The sequence below is a fragment of the Mucilaginibacter sp. L196 genome, from assembly GCF_009765905.1.
GTDB lineage: Bacteria > Bacteroidota > Bacteroidia > Sphingobacteriales > Sphingobacteriaceae > Mucilaginibacter.
In genome coordinates this window covers 397,593-415,618 of the sequence record NZ_LMUO01000015.1, presented here as the reverse complement: position 1 = coordinate 415,618, position 18,026 = coordinate 397,593, and the positions used below count along the sequence as shown (strand labels likewise).

The window sequence follows — 18,026 nt, the reverse complement described above, 5'->3', positions numbered from 1 at the left end:
TTTTATAACTAATTCGATTGAGCAAGATAAATAGGATACCCAATATCGCTTTTGAAGGGCCTCAAAAAATAGGATTTGAGATTCTAAGTATCGATAGCCATGATGCTCTTAAAATGAAGTATCTGCAGGTTCCTCACCGTGCCTCTTTTTACTGTATTTTATGGCTAATCGAAGGAGCTATAACTCATCTTGTGGATTTCAAACCAATTCATCTTGTTGAAGATTCCTTGCTATTTGTAAGAAAAGACGCTGTGCAATATTTTAATCATAGCGACACTTATAAATTCCGCATCCTTTTGTTTACCGAAGGATTTTATTGCAAAAGCGAGGGTGACGTTACCTTTTTGCAGAATTCGCTACTTTTCAGTTATTTTAAAGCCAGCGGGCAACAGGGTGTCGGTCGAATGTCTGAGCAGCTCCGGGAACTTTGGCAGGAAATGGAGAAAGAGTTCTTGCTGCGGGATGAGCAATTTCAATCAGATATTCTAAGAAATTACCTTGCAAACTTTATTTTTCTCGCCCAGCGCGTGACCTGGCCTGAATTACCTGTAATTGGGCCGGTGAAATCCGGCGGCAACCTAATATTCGAATTTAGGGAATTATTGGAACAGCATTTTCGGGAAGAACAAAATGTTAAGTTTTATGCGTGTAAATTGGCCGTAACTGAAAAGTACCTCTCCAGATTGACTGCGAGGGCTACCGGTCGAAGTACAAAAGCTTTGATAAATGAACGTTTGATGCTTGAGGCAAAAAGGATGCTTATCTATTCTGACGTGTCCAGTAAGACTATTGCATTTGATCTCGGGTTTGAAGAACCGACAAACTTTACAAAATTCTTTAAAAAACAAGAAGGTACTACCCCCGCTGCATTTCGTGATAAATTCCCGCTTGCTGGCTAATTCGTCGGAGGTTCACAATTTACAGTGTCTTCCAGTTCAAACACTTGTTATTATTTCAGACGTTCGTTAATTTATAGTCAGTTGCATGACGTTTTCATTGATAAGTGCGCTTTTACAAAAGTTCAATAACCCCGGCCCTTCAAGTGCGGCATACAAGTCTTCTAAATCTTTGTCATTCCCTATCTTATAGATAGTAACAAAGTCATTTCCAACTCCGCTCAAATTAGCGCCAAATTTGGTCAGCAATGACCAAAATTCCGGTTTTACGCCTGCGACCTTAACCCGGTAAAACCCAATCTTTTTCAGTGATTCATTGGAAATATTGACATCAAACACTTCAATTACCTTTTTTAACCGCTCTGTAAAAGGGATCAAAACGCCATCTGGAACGATTGCTTCTATCGTAATGAGAACAATATCGCTAACATCTGTCCGCGCTACATTGACTGAAATCACAGGATAATTCGGCCTGTTGAAAAAGATCATTAATTGGCCTACAAGGCCATTTTTATCTTCTGCATAGATGGAGAAGACTGTCGGTGTTTGGGTTGATTTGGCTCTTTTCATAGTATAAAAAAAAAGCCCCCCGGAAATCCGGGAGGCTTATATCTGGTTTGTAATAATACAGTATCAGCTCAATCCCGGATTGGATTCAAATAGAATAATAATGACAATCAGCAAGCTGGCGGCAAACTTGTTGGAATACTTGATAGTTGTCATCATTGATTTCATTCAGCGCAATTTAGCACTATTATCATTAGAAATCCAAAATTTATTGATCAGGGAATTAAAATGATCTTCCCGGTACTTTGCTTGCTTTCCATATACGCATGGGCTGATTTTCCATCGGCAAGTTTAAAAGCTTTGGGGGTCTGCAATATCAGCTGTCCCGACGTTATCCAGTTAAATAATACCCCGGATCGTTTGATCCGCTCCTCTTTTGAATCCAAGTAACTCCAGAGGTCACCGCCTGTAATGGTTTGTGAGCGATCCATCAGCAACTCTAAAGATGGTGGGGGTTCCGGTAATCCTCCGGCTTTGCCATACAATACTACCGTACCCAGTGTGCGGGTTACCTCAAGGCTATCATTCAGGGTCTTCGCCACGCTATCATAGGTGACGTCTACCCCCTTACCTCCGGTATAATCCAAAACCTGTTTTTTCCAATCCTCCTGATATAAAAAAACAGTGTCCGCTCCGGCTGCCAGGGCGGTTGTTCTTTTGACGTCGGATGATGTAAGCCCTATAACGTTTGCGCCTAACAGCTTACATATTTGTGTAAGCAACTGGCCAACTCCACCAGCTACGGCATGCAATAATACGGCTTCGTCGGGCTTAACCGGGTAGCTATCTGTTACCAGGTAATGTGCAGTCATACCTTGTAAGAGTACAGCAGCGGCGGTATCAAAGCTTATATCGGCAGGTAAAGGAATGGCATGCGTTACCGGAATGGCAACCAGTTCAGCATTGGCAAAGGGCACATCGCCAAAGCTTACCCTGTCGCCAGGTTTAAACTCGGAGTGGCCGTTGTTATCCGCAACTATACCGGCGCCTTCATAACCGGCGATATACGGAGGTTTACCCAATAGATGATAATTCCCCTTGCGTCGTTGGGTATCGGAAAAGTTAAGACCGATAGCTTTCATCTCGATCAGTATTTCTCCAGCCTTTAATACAGGTGGGGCGATCTCCATGTATTGAAGAACATCTGGATCGCCAAAAGTGGAAAATGTTAACGCTTTCATATTAATAAGTTACAAGATGTGTAAACAGCCAGATTCGGATAAACGGTTACCGGATTGGATTTCGTGTCCAGCGTAGTCTGATTGGTATATTTTGAATTTATTGCAAGGTATTTAAATAACTTTTTAATTCTTTCAGATAAAGTTTGTAGACAGATTTTGTGTGTTCAAGTTTGCCGAGGTTCCGTATTCCCCAGTACCCGGAGAGAATAAATACAGTTGCCTGCTTAGCATCCACATCTTTCCGTACAAATCCTTTCTCTTTTCCATTTTCTATGATCTCCGCCATGGCTTTGGTCCATTGGCCGGTCAATTCCTTAAGTACTTTATTGAAATCGGCGTTCCACTGTGACATTTCGTGGGTGAAGTTTGCGATTGGGCAACCGAACTCAAGTTTCAAAAATTCGTTCTTAGTCAGCAGGTTATCCATTTGCCGGTATATGGCTTCTAATGGGCTTACTTCGGTTTGCAGGGGTTTAACCAGGTTCTGCGTAAGTCTGGGCATCATAAGTTCTTTAATGATGGCAATCCCCATTTCATCTTTGGTTTTGAAATTATAAAAAAAGGCACCTTTAGTAACCTGTGTTGTGGCTATAATTTGATCGATGCTTGTCGTTTTGTATCCATTCGCATAGATCAACTCGAATGCCTTTTGTAAAATATCCAAACGTGTTTCCTGCGCCTTTCCCATAACCTACCAGTTAGTATGTTGCAAACATAAACACGAACGCGTGTTATTACAAATCGGGCCTGTAATAAGTATTGGTGCTGTAACGGGCAACTAAGCGCATGAATTGACGTCGAACCAGCATCAATACTGTCTTATGTGCTTTTTATATTAGAGATACCAATTCAGCAATTCGGTTTGAGATACCTACCTCATTGTCATACCAGGCAACGACCTTAACAAAATTGCCAATGTTTTTGGTGAGGCTGCCATCTACGATTGAAGAATGCGTATTACCAAGAATGTCTGAAGATACTAACGGTTCTTCGGTATATTCCAACACTCCTTTCAGCGAATTTTCAGCATAATGTTTAAGTACAGTATTTACTTCTTCAATGGTAACATCACGCTTTAAGTTAATTGAAAGATCTACTATTGAACCATCGATAACGGGAACCCGGTAGGCGTAGCCGTCAAGTTTACCTTTAAGTTCCGGCAGAACATCGCCAATCGCTTTGGCAGCGCCGGTTGAAGTAGGGATGATCGAATAAGCCGCCGCTCTCGCCCTGCGCAGGTCTTTGTGGGGAGCATCCTGTAGGTTCTGGTCTGCGGTAAAGGCATGAACAGTAACCATGTATCCTGAAACGATGCCGAATTCTTTTTCCAAAACGGTAAGCACCGGCGCTATAGCCCCTGTAGTACATGATGCAGTACAATAGATTACATCATCACCGATCAGCTCATTGTTCACACCTTGAACGATTGTTTTTACGCCGCCTGATGCCGGGGCAGTGATCAGCACCCTTTTTGCGCCAGCATGAATATGTGCATGGGCAGTCTCCCTGTCAGTGAACCTCCCGGTGGATTCGACTACAACGTCAATTTCAAGGGCTTTCCATGGCAGTTTTTGTGGGTCGTGTTCACTTAGCAGCGCAATTCGTTTTCCATTGACAATGATAGCATCCTTTTCAGATGAAACTTCACCGGGGAATTTACCATGAGCCGTATCATATTTCAGCAGATGAGCGAGCGTCGCAGCATCGGTTAAATCATTAACAGCGACAACTTCTACTCCGGTATGATTTTGTAAGGCCCGAAGTGTCATTCTACCGATGCGGCCAAAGCCGTTGATTGCAATTTTCATATTTATTTATTTTTATATGGATTGATTAATTAGAAGGGTCTGAAATTCGGACGGCTAACCACAGGTGAAAAAGACCAGGGCACTGAACTTAAAATAACAAGCGCCCCGATGGTATACCAAATGGCTATTGTTTTAAACTTTTCTTTGTCGGTCGTTTCTCGTTTGGCCCTGGCGGAGCCGAGCGTTATTAATATGATGCCGATCAACATCATGGTAATATGTTCGATGCCAAAAAACCGGATCGCCCTTTCCTGCATAGCAGTTTTGATGTGTCCCAGAAAATACGCCACTATTGGGCTAATGATGTAGAGCCATAGGCCGACAATAAGCTGAATATGCGCGATTGTCGCCGTCCAGTGCCTTACCAAATTATCATAGCGTGTAAATGGCCTTTGCAGCAACCATCCATAATAGGCCCGAAAAATGGAAAAGAATAAGCTTCCAACTACCATCCAGCGAATTAAAGAATGGATGGCCAACAGATTTGAGTACATCGTGTGTTATTTGTTTATAAGAGTCAGTAGCAAATATAGCCAAAAACATACTATGTGGTATGCTTTTGACTATTAGTATACTCTGTTAAATTGCAATTTAACTGACTTCGATTTTGAACCAGTTTCTGCTCTAAGTTAATTAGGGTGCCATTTGTTTGGCACTTTCATTTCAGGATTTACTCCGTGGCCAGCGCCGAAAATTAGTATCCAACTGTAAACCGAGCCTGCTGGTGTTTAGGAGTTTCCACTTCGTCAATCAGCGCTATCGCGAAATCTTCGTATGAAATCGAGCTTTTTCCGTTTTCTGCAATGAGCAGATCATCTTTTCCTAACCTGAATTTGCCGGTACGCTCTCCTTCAGTGAATAACGCCGATGGGCTAAGGAATGTCCATTGCACATCATTTACATCGTTAAGTATGCCCAGGAAACGAACACCGGCTTTCGCTTCCTCGATTGCCCAGTCGGGTACATGGCCGGATTCTAAAACAGTTACGCCAGGTTTGAAATTAAGACTGGAAGCACCTCCTACAATTAAGTAACGTTTTACACCCGACAGGCGCACCGCCTCTATCAATTTGTTCGGGTCAGAGGTTTCGAATTTAAGGCTACTGATGACAACATCATGACCTTTCAATATTTCGGCCAATGCTGCCGGATCGGCTGCATTTCCATTTACGAGTTTCAGGTTGCCTTTTGCCTCAACTACGTCTACGTTTCTTGCGATACCGGTCACCTGGTGACCGCGATTTAGGGCTTCCGCTGATAAGCGTTGGCCAACATTTCCTGATACACCAATAATTGCTATTTTCATTTTTTTTAATTGTTTATTAATTGAAACTTGAGTTAATAAATTGCGGCGGAGCATTCGGGGATCATCGTATTGCGATCCTCGTCAACTGGGGGCCGGGGCTTTGCCGAGAGCCAATCATAAAACTTTACAGTTTTTTATTTTACTGCCAATTGGAAATTTCCATTCAGCGTTTGATTATGCAATTGCATATTTCTCCCTGAATTCAATCGGTGTCAGACCATTATGCTTCCGGAAATACTTTATAAAATTCGTAGGTTCTTCAAAGCCAAGCTCATAACTAATTTCTTTAACGCTTTTAGATGTGTGCGATAACAAGCGCTTTGCTTCCAAAACCATCCGGTCGTCGGTAACATCTTTTGCAGTTTTCCCCAATATCTTTGATGTCGCCTGGTTCAACCGTTTTTCCGTTACAAACATTTCCCTGGCATAGTCACTAATCAATCTGCGCCGCAGAAATCCATGTTCAAGTAAATCCTTAAATAATAATACGAGGTCATAATCCGATCCTTTGGCAGTTTCGTTGGCAGGTTGATTATTCTGCTCACGTTCAGCAAGCAGCAGGAAATTATGCAGAAAATTTTGTATAATTTCCGACTGCCTGGAGTCTTTACCTTTTTCAGCTTCTTCGTTCATCAAACCGATAAGCTCGTTTAACACCTCAATAAGCTTGCCCTCAATATGGATCTGGGTTGTGCCATGAATGGTATTAAAGAGTATTGAACTTTTTAAAAATCTTGCATCCTGTTCGTTTCTGCAATAAAAACCATCAGTAAATAGGATCATCTTTCCCGCAAAATTTCCTGTCGGGTCAAAGCGGTGCACAATGTCCTTATTGAGAAACAAAATTGTATTAGCCGAAACATGAACCGGATTAAAATCAACCAAATGATCAGCCTCGCCGCTTTCAAACCAAATGATGTGATAAAAACCAGTCCGGTGCGGCGCGGTTAATTTATCGGATGCAAAATTGAATAGCATTTCCAAATCAAGAATTTCAAATTCGTGAGGTAAGCCTTCCTTGAATTCATATTTTTTTATAGTTGCCGGCATTGATCGGGATTCCTTTCAGTCTTTTATCAAAGATAACCGGCAGGATGTTTTTTTACATCATTATAAATAATTCATTCTAAAGAAGGCTTAACCAATCCGGTTATTTCCACGCCATTTCGCCAGTGTTCACCTTTGCGCTCAGTTCCAGCGCGCTTTGAAACGCCAGGTTAGGGTATTTCGCTTTAAGTGCGGCAATCAATGATTGTGAAGTTTTATTTGATTTTAGTAATTGACTATAGGTTTGCAAATAAGCCTTAGTGAAACTTACCGAAGCTAAATTTAGTTCAGCTTTGCTTCCAAAGTGTCCTGGAATGACGATTACCGGCTTATAACCAGCTATTTGATCCAATGCTTTTATCCAAAGGGCGCGCTTAGCCTCCGTAGCATCATCGGCGATCCAAAGATGAAAATCATTGCCAAATATGTTGATACCACCGATCACTGCTTTTTCTGACGGAATCCAAATAAAGCTGCGGGCAGGCGCACCTTGCACTTTAACGATCTCCAGTTTTTTACCTTCAAGGGTCAATTCGTCTTTGGTATAGACTGTTGGAATAATGGCTGTTTTGGGTACCGCATCTTTATAAACGCTTCCCCAGTAGGCTAATTTGCCTTTATAGGTAGCTTTGATGTGCTCGATGATCGGCGCTGTTGAATAAACAGGCACATCAGGATAACTCTTTTTTATGACTTCAAGACCGAAATAAAAATCGGGGTCACCATAACTGATAAAAATCGCTTTTAGGTGTTTACCACTTTTTTTAATTTCGGCGGTCAGCCTTTCCGCATCGGGTACCGTAAATTGTGCGTCAAACAGGATCGCATCCGTTTTGCCACTGACAAGTACGGAGCTAACACCAAAATTGGCCTCGGCTGAATTGTAATAAGTAAGCTTTAAGTCTTTACCATTAAAACTTTTAACAGTTTGTGCCTGAACTGAAAAACAGGTTATGCCTGCAACTAAGCCTAAAATTGCAAACAGATTTTTGATTGTTTTCATTATTATGAGATTTAAAATTTTGCTATTCATTTTATTTAGCGTTTTAGCAAGACAAAATTGCATCATAATGCCTCCTCGCAAAAGGTTGAAATAGGCGGTTCGATGATACTTTTCCGCCGTTAAATGAGGAAGTTATGGACTTGGTTGGAAAACAGGATATCTAAAAAGTCAAATTCATAAAAAAATACTACTTAGTATGTTTTTTATGAATTTTTTATATTTTTATGGCTCTAATGGCTGTCGAACGCCATTGAAAATAAGTGTACGTTGATTTTTGTATTGATGCCTTTGAAATTTACAATGGCATCAATTGAGTAGTAGTGAGTTTGACCGAATAAAAAACAATAAAAAATATCATTCACCACAAGACACAGACAAAATGGAAATTACATTATCGCAATCAGAAAAATTGCTCGATAGAGCAAAGTCAAAAGCTGAGGAAATAGGTATTCCGATGAATATCGCCATACTTGATACAGCCGGACATCTAAAAGCGTTTCTGCGTATGGACAATGCTTTTCTTGGCTCCATAGACATCGCCATAAAGAAAGCAAAGACGGCTATGCTTTTTAGGATGAACTCCGAAAAAGTAGGCGAATTTTTAAAACCTGAAATTGGTGCTTACGGAATGGAGGCTTCCAGTGGCGGATTGATGGGATTTGCCGGTGGTATTCCTATTAAAAATGGTGATGAAATTGTAGGATATGTGGGTGTATCCGGCGGCCCTGTTCCCATGGATTTTGCGGTCGCTTCAGAAGCATGTCTTATTTCTTAATTAATCTTAAGTCAACTAAAATGGCAACTTATAAAACTATTTTAATCACAGGTGCAGGCTCTGGATTTGGGGAAGGGGCTGCTATCGGACTTGCTCAGGCCGGATATAATGTAATTGCAGGCGTACAAATCTCACCACAGGTAACTGCGCTTCGTAATAAAGCTCAACAACTGGGCATTGAAAAAAATCTAAGAGTGGAGAAACTGGATATCCTTGATTCCTACGATGTGAAAGTAGCTCTTAACTGGGACATAGATATCTTATTCAATAATGCCGGATACGGTGAATCCGGGCCTGTATCTGAAATACCGGTCGATCTTTTGAAAAAGAATTTTGAAACAAATGTATTTGCACCCTTGGCGTTGACCCAACAATTTGTGGCTAAATTTATCGCTGCAAATAAAAAAGCCAAAATCATATTTACCTCATCAATGGGTGGTTTAGTTGCACCTGTTGGACTCGCCCCTTATTGCACCACCAAGTTTGCCCTCGAAGGGATTGCCGAAGCACTTCAACAAGAACTTAAACCGTTTGGCATCCAGGTGCAGACGTTTAATCCGGGAGGCTATTTCACTGGATTCAACGAAAGAGTCGGCGAAACTGCATTCCGTTGGTTGAATGACGAGAAAAATTTCACAAAACGTGTGGACCTTACTGCCCAGCTTGATCTCTTGATTGGCAATGATTCGGGAAGGCTTGATCCAAAGGAAATGATTGATGCCATGATTAAGATTGTCCCTTCCGATGAGGGTAAATTTAGAAATGTTGTCCCTCAATTCATCGAAGATTTCCTAAAAGATCATCAATTAAAACGCTGGGAAGATACTATTTAATGTGTTCTTATTTAATTGGGCAAAATCAGGAAATGAGTAAAGTAAAGGTGGGTATAGTGCAAATGACTTGTACGGCTGATAAACAGCAGAACCTGCAAAAAGCAATTGCTAAAGTAAGGGAAGCTGCAAGAAAAGGCGCGCAAGTCGTTTGTTTACAGGAACTTTTTGCCACCCTTTATTTTTGCGATGAAGAAAACTACGATAATTTTAAGCTGGCCGAAGCTATCCCCGGTCCGTCAACCGCTGAGTTATCAAAAGTCGCTCGCGAGCTTAACATAGTGATTATTGCTTCATTGTTTGAAAAACGCGCAGCTGGTGTTTATCATAACACCGCTGCCGTGCTTGATGCTGATGGTAGCTATCTGGGTAAATATCGCAAAATGCATATCCCCGATGATCCGGGCTTTTATGAAAAATTTTATTTTACCCCAGGAGACCTGGGTTACAAAGTATTCAATACTAAATTTGGCCGTGTTGGCGTGCTGATATGCTGGGATCAATGGTTCCCTGAAGCAGCTCGAATTACTGCATTAATGGGCGCCGATATATTGTTTTACCCAACTGCTATCGGCTGGGATATCACACAGGATGAAGCTACCAATGTTGAACAGTACAGCGCATGGCAAATCATCCAGCGTTCGCACGCAGTGGCAAACGGTATTCATGTGGTAAGCGTTAACCGTGTAGGCGATGAAGCCGGTGTAAAATTCTGGGGAGGTTCGTTCTTCGCAAATCCGTTTGGTGTTATTATTCATCAAACAACTCACGATCAGGAAGAGGTTATTGTAGAGGAATTGGATTTTGATAAGTCTGATTATTATCGTACCCACTGGCCGTTTTTGAGGGATCGTCGTATTGATTCTTATCAGCCAATTACCAAAATATTCCTTGACGAGGAGTAATTAAAAAAAACGTTTATTAAAATAGCCAACGATATTGCTGAAACCTCCCCGGCAATCGTTGCCGGAGAGATTTTAATAGCCATAACTATCTACTTATTTTTTTGACAAAGTAGTAAAGAAACAATATCCAAACACCAAAGCCAACCAAAAATGCCGGTAATTTATTTTGCGCTGATAGGGCTGATAAAAATGCCCCTGTACCAATGATACAGGTAAGGCATAATAAAATGAATGTTCTCATAATCAGTAATATTATGCGCTTACGAGACGCATGGTTTTACGGTGTTCTATCGGGTCACTTAATTCCTTGATTTTAGTTGTTTGTGGCTTGGCTGGTTTCGGTTTATTCAATCCTCTGAAAAACTTCATTACTGCTGCCTGTACTTTATCAACGATACTCCAGTCTTTTTCGATATAAATGTCCGTGGTTTTGTGATCACCGTCTACGTGGTTTAAGGCTTCTGCGATACTATCTTTATCCATTTGGCATTTATTTCTTGCAATAGTTGCAAAGGTATGCCGCGCCCAATAAAAGGTAATATCTGGAGCGCCGGTAATCGTACGCAATTGTTGCATTCCCTTGCTCAACGCAGTATCCAATCCATTATAGGTGCTGTATCTATTCTGTAATTTACCTATATATTTTTCAAGCAATGGCCTTGCTTCAGAAACAATCTTTATGCTTATAAAAGCACCGTCATCTCGAAGACCACTTGTCTTTGAGCGATTGTATTCTAACCTGGTACTTCCCGGATCGTAGCTATTAAGGTTGTAGAAATCCACAGCGTTCATCCCACACATATAAAAGCTTAGCATAAATAAATCCCTGGCCAACTCTGCACGGCTTTCAGGATTTACCACACATTTTTTTATTTTATTGACTTGCTCAGCTGAAATGTTTCTTTTTTTTGTTTTTGGCGGTGCGCCAATTTTATAAACCTTAAACGGGTAGTGTTTAATTTTTACAACGCCAATATCCTCATTATTATAAATCTTTCTGGCCTCATTGAAGAGCGTACGCAAATCGCGCATATGAGAGTAAATACCTCCGGTTTGCATACCTTTTTCTGTCGTTGTTACTTCCTTACCTAATTGGTTAACCCGCACCATTGTACGGTCGGTCTGCAACCATTTTTCGTAGGCGAATAGCATTCCGGAATTAATCTCTAAAATTGATACGTTTTGCTTTTTAAAATAATCAATAAGGCTGTTTCGGACAGCCCGATGATTATCGGCGGTCCCATCTCTTTTAGCTTTCCGTAATGAAGCAATGTGCTGCGCACAAAAGGCAATAAAATCTACCTCCTTGTCTTTGTTAATTAAATAGGCTTTTAAATCATCACAGGTAAAAAAGTCCAATTTTGGAGCAAGGTCGCCAATGGTCTTTCGATAATCCGTTAGTGTCTCGTCTAACGATTTAAGGATATGTTTATCCTTAATTTTTAAGTTCTCATCAAGTTGCCGGGCCGTTACATATTGGTTGGTTTCGATAAACCGGCGGACATCTTTGTGAAAGACTTTGATTTGTACATGGAAGGTTCCATCCTCCCTTTTAAATTGGTCATAAACCACAGCATTTACAGTTGCCATAATCTTGTTTTTTTTAGGCCACATAAAAAACGTCATGACGGAATAGTGACGGTTTTACGTGAAGTTCAACAAATAATTATGCAAGTCCTGACGTTTTGTAGTTTTTACGGTGTCAGCGCCGTGGAATAAAATCCGACTCAAAGATATTAAAAAAAGGCCGTTTCCGTTACAGAAACGGCCTTTTTACCGAGGAAAAACAGGACCATTGCTGTCTGTTTTCCAGTGCGCCCACCTGGGCTCGAACCAGGGACCAAAAGATTATGAGTCTTCTACTCTAACCAACTGAGCTATAGGCGCTGAAAATATTTGTTTATTTTCGAGGCGCAATATTACATATTTGCGCTTAAATTACCAATAGTTATTATGCAAAATATTAAAAATATAATCTTCGACTATGGCAACGTCATCTTCAATATCGATTTTACCAAGGTGCAGCAAGCATGGAAAAACCTGGGTATCAACAATGCAGATGAATTTTACGGGCATCGCCAGCAAGATCCTGTATTTAATTTATTAGAGCGTGGCGAGATAAGCAATGCCACATTTCGCGACCGTATCAGAGAGCTTGCGCAAAAGCCCGACCTTACCGATCGGCAAATCGACGATGCCTGGAATGCCATTTTTGTTGGGATACCAGCCGGAAATCATGAACTATTGCTAAAGTTGAAAACCCAATACCGCACATTCCTGCTAAGCAATATCAATGCTATTCATTACGATTATGTGCATGAATACTTAAAAAGTGAATTCGGCATGCCTAACAACGATCAATTTTTTGAGAAGACCTACTACTCTCACCTTACCGGCAAACGTAAGCCAGAGGCCGCTATATTTGAGCAGGTATTAAACGAGAATAGCCTTAATCCATCCGAAACCTTATTTATTGACGATAGCCCACAGCATCTTGAAACCGCAAAACAATTAGGACTCCAAACCTTCTTGATGACCAAGCCCGATACTATCCAAAAATTCTTCATCCGGGAAAATCTGGTGTAACTGTACCATGGCACAAGTGAAACACCTGGTACATTTGATACACTTTTAGTCCATTTTTCGGCCTTAAAAGCACTAAAAAGGCCGTTTTTAGATAACTTTTTCACACAAAAAAGGTGATAAATCACCCTTTTTTAGGGCAATAATTGATCAATTATCGCCCTAAAAAGCAGCTTTTTTCATCAAAAAATTACAAAAAACACACTTTTTAAAGTTATTTAAATCAATTATTTGTCGATAAAGTACGATATATCTTTTGATGATTTTCTGTTCGGCTAATTGCTTCAGTTTTTAATACATCGGTCATGAAAAAGCCATAATCTGTTTTATCGTTTTAAACATATGTTTTAATCAATCGTTTGATTAGTTTTGTATCGTCAAATACGGAATTAATAAACAATTGTTATATGGCCGAAACAGGATTTAAAAAATGGATCATAACCATTACTGTAATTACAGCATCATTGCTGGAATTGATAGATACAACCATCGTAAACGTATCAATCCCTCAAATTCAGGGTAATTTGGGTGCTACCTTAACTGATGCCGCGTGGGTAGTTACAGGTTATAGTGTGGCAAACGTTATTATATTGCCTATGTCGGGCTGGTTGGGCAGTTTTTTTGGGCGGAAGAATTATTTTTTAACCTCTATAATTCTATTTACTGTCGCTTCTTTTTTATGCGGGAATGCCCATAGCCTTAATGAGCTCATCGGCTTTAGGGTACTGCAGGGCATTGCCGGGGGCGGCCTCATCTCAACAGCACAGGCTATTTTATTAGAAACCTGGCCGCCCGAGCAGGTGGGTACAGCAACAGCTTTATTTGGTTTAGGTGCTATTGTTGGTCCAACAATCGGCCCAACAATCGGCGGCTATATTACCGACCATGCCGCCTGGCGCTGGATATTTTACGTAAATATCCCAGTTGGTTGCCTTGCAGCCACCTGTACCTATTTGTTTGTGAGGGCTACGCCAAGTGACGGTAGGGGTAAGCCTATCGACTGGTGGGGAATTGCTTTATTAGCAATATCAGTAGGTAGTTTGCAAACTATATTAGAAAAAGGCGAGGATGACGATTGGTTTTCAGCCACCTACATTATAGTGTTAACCTGTACTGCTGTAATTGGGCTATTGCTTTTTATATGGCGCGAATTAAGTACCGAATACCCGATAGTCAACTTTAAGATCATGCGGCACCGGAGCTTCTCAGCGGGCATGTTTACCTCGTTTGTGTTAGGTGTTGGTTTATATGGGTCAACATTTGTATTCCCGGTGTTTTGTCAAAGCTTGTTAGGTTTTTCGGCGCAGCAAACAGGTGAAATTTTATTTCCGGGGGGATTATTTACAGTAATTATGATGCCTTTTGTTGGTATTATGCTTAACAAAGGGGTACCCGCACAGTTTATGGCTACCGTAGGTATGGTTTTGTTCTATGTTTTTTCATCTATGTTAAGTCACTCCACCTTGTCAACCGGCACAAGTGATTTCTTTTGGCCTTTGGCGATACGGGGTATGGGCTTAGCGCTGCTTTTTGTGCCTTTAACAACGTTGGCTATCGGCGGCTTAAAAGGGGCGGAGGTAGGCCAGGGTACCGGCTTAAATAACATGATGCGCCAGTTAGGTGGTTCATTTGGTATTGCTGGTTTAACAACCATGATCCATGTTCGTCAGGCAATGCACCGCAATAACCTTTTAGATAACATTAACCCCTATAACTCGTATTTTACCGAAAGATTTAACCAATATATCCAGCTATTCGTGTCAAAAGGGAAATCAATATCCGATGCTACAAGCATGGCTTACGGCGCTATTGACGGGATGGTTAACAGGCAGAGTTTACTATTAACTTATGATGATGCCTATTGGATTGTGGGTTTGGTGATGCTTTGCGCTATACCAATAGTATACCTGGCACCATTCAGAAAAGGCCAGAAAGCAGTATCCGATTCGCATTAATTAGCCCCCTCTAAATCTCCCCCGGTAGGGGAGACTTTAAATCATTCTTTCTTAAAGCCCTCTCTTCCGGGGAGGGTTGGGTGGGGCTATAAATAGTGAAAGGAGGAGGATAGGGTCAAAAAATACAATAATGTGTTTGTCATTGGTTAAATTTGAAAGTTAACTTTTGATAATGACACTAATAACCGAAGCATCAACAGAGGAAAAAATATTAGACGCGGCCAGGAGGATATTTACAAATAAGGGTTTTTTGGCTACTACCATAAGAGATATTGCTACCGAAGCAGATATCAATGTGGCATCCATAAATTATTACTTCCGCAGTAAAGAAAAATTGTTTGCTTATATTATGGATGAAACCATAAAAAAGGTATTTGATAAGATAGAGCCTGTTTTAAATAATAAGGACACTACCGTGTTTGAGAAGGTTGAAATTTGTGTTGGATATTACATTGATCAGGTACTTGAAAATCCGGATTTCCCATTTTTTATGGTGAATGAGGTGATGGCAGGTAATACCACATTGCCAATGATCAGTAAAATAAAAACATTAGCCGATTCATACTTTGCTAAACAGCTTTATGCCTTACAGGCTGATGGTACGATCAATTTTCATCCCGTTAATTTATTATGGAATATATCAGGTATGATCGTTTTTCCGTTTTTGACCCGTCCGCAACAATTAAAAGCAGGAAACTTCAATGCAGCCGAATTTGATAAGTTGATGCAGGAACGTAAAAAACTTATCCCCATTTGGATTAAACAAATGATTAATGTTCAGTAAATATTAATAATGAATATTAAACGCGCATTCATATTTGTTGTTCTTCTCGCTATTGGGGCTATTGGCTTTGCCCAGCAAAAATATGGTGCTACTATTCCATGGACGACCTATGAGGCTGAACGTATGCATACCACCGGAATGGTATTGGGCCCTGCATATGATCCTTACAAAGTCGAAACTGAATCATCGGGTCAGCAATGCGTAAAGCTTGGTTCAAAAGGCCAGTATGTTGAATTTGCCGCGAAAGCAAAAGCCAATAGTTTAATTATAAGATACAGTTTGCCGGATAGTAAGGATGGCGATGGCACTAATTCCACATTTGGTATCTATATAAACGGAAAGTTTATCAAACACTATAAAGTCACATCACATTATGCCTGGTTATACGGGAAATATCCATTTACCAATAACCCCACTGCAGGCGTACCACGCCATTTTTATGATGAGCTAAGAATAAAGGGAATCAAAATAGCCAAAGGCGATATGGTACGTCTTAAACGTGATGACCAAATAGGCGACGATGCAAATTATACCATTATTGATTTGGTGGATCTGGAAAATATCGCGCCGCCATTACAACAGCCCACCAACTCTTTATCTATCGCTGATAAAAGCTTTTTAGGAAGTGATTTTAAGGGCGACTACACCACAGCCTTCAAAAACTGTATAACCCAAGCGATAGAAACCGGGAAAAGTGTATGGATTCCGGCTGGAGAATTTAAAATTACCGGTGATATTCTGCTGCCATCAAATATTACTATTCAGGGTGCAGGTATGTGGTATTCTGAATTGGTTGGCGATTCTGCCTTGTATCATGACCCGAATAGGAGGGTTCGGATAAAGGGTAGTGGCAGTAATATCCACATATCAGATTTCGCTATAATCGGAAAACTAACTTACCGTAACGACCGTGAAAGCAGCGACGGCATTGTTGGTTCGTATGGTGAAAATTCAACTATTTCAAACATCTGGATAGAGCATACTAAGGTTGGGATGTGGATCGAAAACTCTAAAAACCTAAAGGTTACCGGTTGCCGTATGCGAAATACTTTGGCTGATGGGATTAACTTTTGTGTAGGGATGGCGCAATCTACCATACAAAACTGTTCAGCAAGAGGGACGGGCGATGATTGCTTCGCGATATGGCCCACGGTTTTTATGAAACAAGTATACGCTCCCGGGCATAATTTGATAGTGAATTGTACAGGCCAGCTGCCTTATCTTGCAAACGGCGGAGCGATATATGGAGGTGATAGCAATGCGATAAAAAGCTGTTTATTTACTGATATTTCTCAAGGCTCGGCTATATTGATCAGCACTACCTTCCCAACTGAAAGCAAGGACAAAACCATCAACAACAACTTTAGCGGCACAACAATAGTTGAAGATTGTGACATAGAATCAAGCGGCGGTTTTGATCACGAATGGGACTGGCGTGCTGCCGTAGAGATTTGCCTGGATAAACGCGGCATTTCCGGTCTCGAAATAAAAAATCTGAATATTCAGAATAGCCTATCAAGCGGCTTAAGTGTAATAGCTAAAAATGCCGATGGAAAAATTGGTGTATTAACTAATGCCATACTGCAAAATGTAAATATCTCCAATTACGGCATCGGGGTAAAAGGTAAACACGGCTTATTTATTTCGAACGGTGCCCACGGAAACTTAACAATTATCAAATCAAACCTGGCTGATGTGAAAAATGAATCAGCTGATTTTAGCTTAATCCAATAAAACTAAGCTGTTGTGCGATTGAAAAACATATCTCTTTCATAAAACCCATTGTCATTTCGACGAACAAGAGGTGGGATTAAACGTGGGGGTAAGGAGAAATCTTCTACGATTTGGATTGTCAACAATGCACTCGTAGAATACCCTGTGTCATTTTGAGCAGGGAATATAGCCAGCTATGCAAGTTTTAGAAGATTTCTCCCTCCGGTCGAAATGACAAAAAATAATGATTTCTATTTAATCTAATAACACAATAAACTCAACAGTTAAGTAGTCCTTCTCGGGCGTTTCTTTTTTTGAGGATCGTAGTTGTTGCTGCTACCACTATTGTATGATGGTTTTGAACCGAATGGACGTTTTGGCGCTTGTGGTTTAACCGGTTTTTCTTCAACTATATTCAGGGTAAGCTCACGGTCGCCGAGCGGCGTGCCACTAAGGGCATCAATGGCAGCTTCAGCTTCTTTTTGATCTGTAACTTCAAGGAAAGCATATCCTTTGCACTTCTTACTTATCTTGTCCCTTACTATCTTAATTGTGCTTACGGTTGCATATGGCCCTACCAACTGAACAATTTCTAATTCAGTGCTGTTCAGTGGAAAGCCACTAATAAATAATTTGACCATGACAGATGTTTGAAAAACAAAAATAAACAAAC

General features: G+C 40.7%; 19 protein-coding genes and 1 tRNA gene. 8 read left to right on the top strand and 12 right to left on the bottom strand.

Features of this window, described 5'->3' with window-relative positions; translation table 11 throughout:
- Nucleotides 1-17: 17 nt before the first annotated feature.
- Entirely contained in the window at nucleotides 18-899 is an 882-nt protein-coding gene (locus tag GSQ74_RS12750) for an AraC family transcriptional regulator (RefSeq protein ID WP_158993834.1), read from the top strand.
- A 66-nt stretch (nucleotides 900-965) separates the two neighbouring features.
- Here the strand turns inward: GSQ74_RS12750 and GSQ74_RS12745 are convergent, their stop codons facing one another.
- The 8 genes from GSQ74_RS12745 to GSQ74_RS12710 form a co-directional block, all read right to left on the bottom strand.
- Nucleotides 966-1,466 (bottom strand): hypothetical protein, encoded by a 501-nt coding sequence (locus GSQ74_RS12745; protein ID WP_158993832.1) that lies wholly within the window; start codon nucleotides 1,464-1,466, stop codon nucleotides 966-968.
- A 212-nt stretch (nucleotides 1,467-1,678) separates the two neighbouring features.
- Nucleotides 1,679-2,644, bottom strand: coding sequence for a quinone oxidoreductase (locus GSQ74_RS12740; protein ID WP_158993830.1), 966 nt, complete (start codon nucleotides 2,642-2,644; stop codon nucleotides 1,679-1,681).
- A gap of 97 nt (nucleotides 2,645-2,741) precedes the next feature.
- The gene (locus tag GSQ74_RS12735) at nucleotides 2,742-3,332 is read right to left on the bottom strand and encodes a TetR/AcrR family transcriptional regulator (protein ID WP_158993828.1); all 591 of its coding nucleotides are present in this window, start codon (nucleotides 3,330-3,332) and stop codon (nucleotides 2,742-2,744) included.
- 142 nt (nucleotides 3,333-3,474) lie between these two features.
- On the bottom strand, nucleotides 3,475-4,458 hold the full coding sequence (gap, locus tag GSQ74_RS12730) for a type I glyceraldehyde-3-phosphate dehydrogenase (protein ID WP_216846766.1): 984 nt from the start codon (nucleotides 4,456-4,458) through the stop codon (nucleotides 3,475-3,477).
- 23 nt (nucleotides 4,459-4,481) lie between these two features.
- Nucleotides 4,482-4,946: a hypothetical protein gene (locus GSQ74_RS12725; protein WP_158993824.1), complete on the bottom strand. Its 465-nt coding sequence runs from the start codon at nucleotides 4,944-4,946 to the stop codon at nucleotides 4,482-4,484.
- 200 nt (nucleotides 4,947-5,146) lie between these two features.
- Entirely contained in the window at nucleotides 5,147-5,758 is a 612-nt protein-coding gene (locus GSQ74_RS12720) for an NAD(P)-dependent oxidoreductase (protein ID WP_158993822.1), read from the bottom strand.
- A 174-nt stretch (nucleotides 5,759-5,932) separates the two neighbouring features.
- Nucleotides 5,933-6,808 carry a helix-turn-helix transcriptional regulator gene (locus tag GSQ74_RS12715; RefSeq protein ID WP_158993820.1) on the bottom strand — a complete coding sequence of 292 codons (876 nt, stop codon included), beginning with the start codon at nucleotides 6,806-6,808 and terminating at the stop codon, nucleotides 5,933-5,935.
- Nucleotides 6,809-6,908: 100 nt separating this feature from the next.
- Nucleotides 6,909-7,808, bottom strand: a complete 900-nt coding sequence (locus tag GSQ74_RS12710; RefSeq protein ID WP_158993818.1) for an MBL fold metallo-hydrolase — start codon at nucleotides 7,806-7,808, stop codon at nucleotides 6,909-6,911.
- Between the two features lie 379 nt (nucleotides 7,809-8,187).
- Between GSQ74_RS12710 and GSQ74_RS12705 the strand changes: the two genes are divergently transcribed.
- From GSQ74_RS12705 to GSQ74_RS12695, 3 genes are read left to right on the top strand one after another with little or no spacing between them, the layout of a single operon-like run.
- Nucleotides 8,188-8,583 carry a heme-binding protein gene (locus GSQ74_RS12705; protein ID WP_158993816.1) on the top strand — a complete coding sequence of 132 codons (396 nt, stop codon included), beginning with the start codon at nucleotides 8,188-8,190 and terminating at the stop codon, nucleotides 8,581-8,583.
- A gap of 20 nt (nucleotides 8,584-8,603) precedes the next feature.
- Entirely contained in the window at nucleotides 8,604-9,416 is an 813-nt protein-coding gene (locus tag GSQ74_RS12700; protein WP_158993814.1) for an SDR family oxidoreductase, read from the top strand.
- 32 nt (nucleotides 9,417-9,448) lie between these two features.
- Nucleotides 9,449-10,318, top strand: a complete 870-nt coding sequence (locus tag GSQ74_RS12695; protein WP_158993812.1) for a carbon-nitrogen hydrolase — start codon at nucleotides 9,449-9,451, stop codon at nucleotides 10,316-10,318.
- Between the two features lie 85 nt (nucleotides 10,319-10,403).
- Here GSQ74_RS12695 and GSQ74_RS12690 read toward each other — a convergent pair whose 3' ends face one another.
- The 3 genes from GSQ74_RS12690 to GSQ74_RS12680 all read right to left on the bottom strand — a co-directional run bounded on the left by GSQ74_RS12690 (nucleotide 10,404) and on the right by GSQ74_RS12680 (nucleotide 12,205).
- Entirely contained in the window at nucleotides 10,404-10,559 is a 156-nt protein-coding gene (locus tag GSQ74_RS12690) for a hypothetical protein (protein ID WP_158993810.1), read from the bottom strand.
- 11 nt (nucleotides 10,560-10,570) lie between these two features.
- Nucleotides 10,571-11,908 (bottom strand): site-specific integrase, encoded by a 1,338-nt coding sequence (locus GSQ74_RS12685; RefSeq protein WP_158993808.1) that lies wholly within the window; start codon nucleotides 11,906-11,908, stop codon nucleotides 10,571-10,573.
- A gap of 223 nt (nucleotides 11,909-12,131) precedes the next feature.
- Nucleotides 12,132-12,205, bottom strand: a tRNA-Ile gene (locus GSQ74_RS12680).
- Between the two features lie 66 nt (nucleotides 12,206-12,271).
- On the opposite strand from GSQ74_RS12680, the gene GSQ74_RS12675 reads away from it, so the two are divergent.
- The 4 genes from GSQ74_RS12675 (at nucleotide 12,272) to GSQ74_RS12660 (ending at nucleotide 17,374) form a co-directional block, all read left to right on the top strand.
- Entirely contained in the window at nucleotides 12,272-12,904 is a 633-nt protein-coding gene (locus GSQ74_RS12675) for an HAD family phosphatase (RefSeq protein WP_158993806.1), read from the top strand.
- Between the two features lie 404 nt (nucleotides 12,905-13,308).
- The gene (locus tag GSQ74_RS12670; RefSeq protein WP_158993804.1) at nucleotides 13,309-14,856 is read left to right on the top strand and encodes a DHA2 family efflux MFS transporter permease subunit; all 1,548 of its coding nucleotides are present in this window, start codon (nucleotides 13,309-13,311) and stop codon (nucleotides 14,854-14,856) included.
- Nucleotides 14,857-15,028: 172 nt separating this feature from the next.
- Entirely contained in the window at nucleotides 15,029-15,640 is a 612-nt protein-coding gene (locus tag GSQ74_RS12665; protein WP_158993802.1) for a TetR/AcrR family transcriptional regulator, read from the top strand.
- Between the two features lie 9 nt (nucleotides 15,641-15,649).
- On the top strand, nucleotides 15,650-17,374 hold the full coding sequence (locus GSQ74_RS12660) for a right-handed parallel beta-helix repeat-containing protein (RefSeq protein ID WP_158993800.1): 1,725 nt from the start codon (nucleotides 15,650-15,652) through the stop codon (nucleotides 17,372-17,374).
- Between the two features lie 263 nt (nucleotides 17,375-17,637).
- On the opposite strand, the gene GSQ74_RS12655 is transcribed toward GSQ74_RS12660, so the two are convergent.
- Nucleotides 17,638-17,994, bottom strand: coding sequence for an RNA-binding protein (locus tag GSQ74_RS12655; protein WP_158993798.1), 357 nt, complete (start codon nucleotides 17,992-17,994; stop codon nucleotides 17,638-17,640).
- Between the last annotated feature and the right edge of the window lie 32 nt (nucleotides 17,995-18,026).

Coding starts and splice junctions, on each gene's coding strand:
- GSQ74_RS12745 (WP_158993832.1), bottom strand. CDS start 1,466: ATGAAAAGAGCCAAATCAACCCAAACACCGACAGTCTTCTCCATCTAT.
- GSQ74_RS12740 (WP_158993830.1), bottom strand. CDS start 2,644: ATGAAAGCGTTAACATTTTCCACTTTTGGCGATCCAGATGTTCTTCAA.
- GSQ74_RS12735 (WP_158993828.1), bottom strand. CDS start 3,332: ATGGGAAAGGCGCAGGAAACACGTTTGGATATTTTACAAAAGGCATTC.
- GSQ74_RS12725 (WP_158993824.1), bottom strand. CDS start 4,946: ATGTACTCAAATCTGTTGGCCATCCATTCTTTAATTCGCTGGATGGTA.
- GSQ74_RS12720 (WP_158993822.1), bottom strand. CDS start 5,758: ATGAAAATAGCAATTATTGGTGTATCAGGAAATGTTGGCCAACGCTTA.
- GSQ74_RS12715 (WP_158993820.1), bottom strand. CDS start 6,808: ATGCCGGCAACTATAAAAAAATATGAATTCAAGGAAGGCTTACCTCAC.
- GSQ74_RS12710 (WP_158993818.1), bottom strand. CDS start 7,808: ATGAAAACAATCAAAAATCTGTTTGCAATTTTAGGCTTAGTTGCAGGC.
- GSQ74_RS12705 (WP_158993816.1), top strand. CDS start 8,188: ATGGAAATTACATTATCGCAATCAGAAAAATTGCTCGATAGAGCAAAG.
- GSQ74_RS12700 (WP_158993814.1), top strand. CDS start 8,604: ATGGCAACTTATAAAACTATTTTAATCACAGGTGCAGGCTCTGGATTT.
- GSQ74_RS12695 (WP_158993812.1), top strand. CDS start 9,449: ATGAGTAAAGTAAAGGTGGGTATAGTGCAAATGACTTGTACGGCTGAT.
- GSQ74_RS12690 (WP_158993810.1), bottom strand. CDS start 10,559: ATGAGAACATTCATTTTATTATGCCTTACCTGTATCATTGGTACAGGG.
- GSQ74_RS12685 (WP_158993808.1), bottom strand. CDS start 11,908: ATGGCAACTGTAAATGCTGTGGTTTATGACCAATTTAAAAGGGAGGAT.
- GSQ74_RS12675 (WP_158993806.1), top strand. CDS start 12,272: ATGCAAAATATTAAAAATATAATCTTCGACTATGGCAACGTCATCTTC.
- GSQ74_RS12670 (WP_158993804.1), top strand. CDS start 13,309: ATGGCCGAAACAGGATTTAAAAAATGGATCATAACCATTACTGTAATT.
- GSQ74_RS12665 (WP_158993802.1), top strand. CDS start 15,029: ATGACACTAATAACCGAAGCATCAACAGAGGAAAAAATATTAGACGCG.
- GSQ74_RS12660 (WP_158993800.1), top strand. CDS start 15,650: ATGAATATTAAACGCGCATTCATATTTGTTGTTCTTCTCGCTATTGGG.
- GSQ74_RS12655 (WP_158993798.1), bottom strand. CDS start 17,994: ATGGTCAAATTATTTATTAGTGGCTTTCCACTGAACAGCACTGAATTA.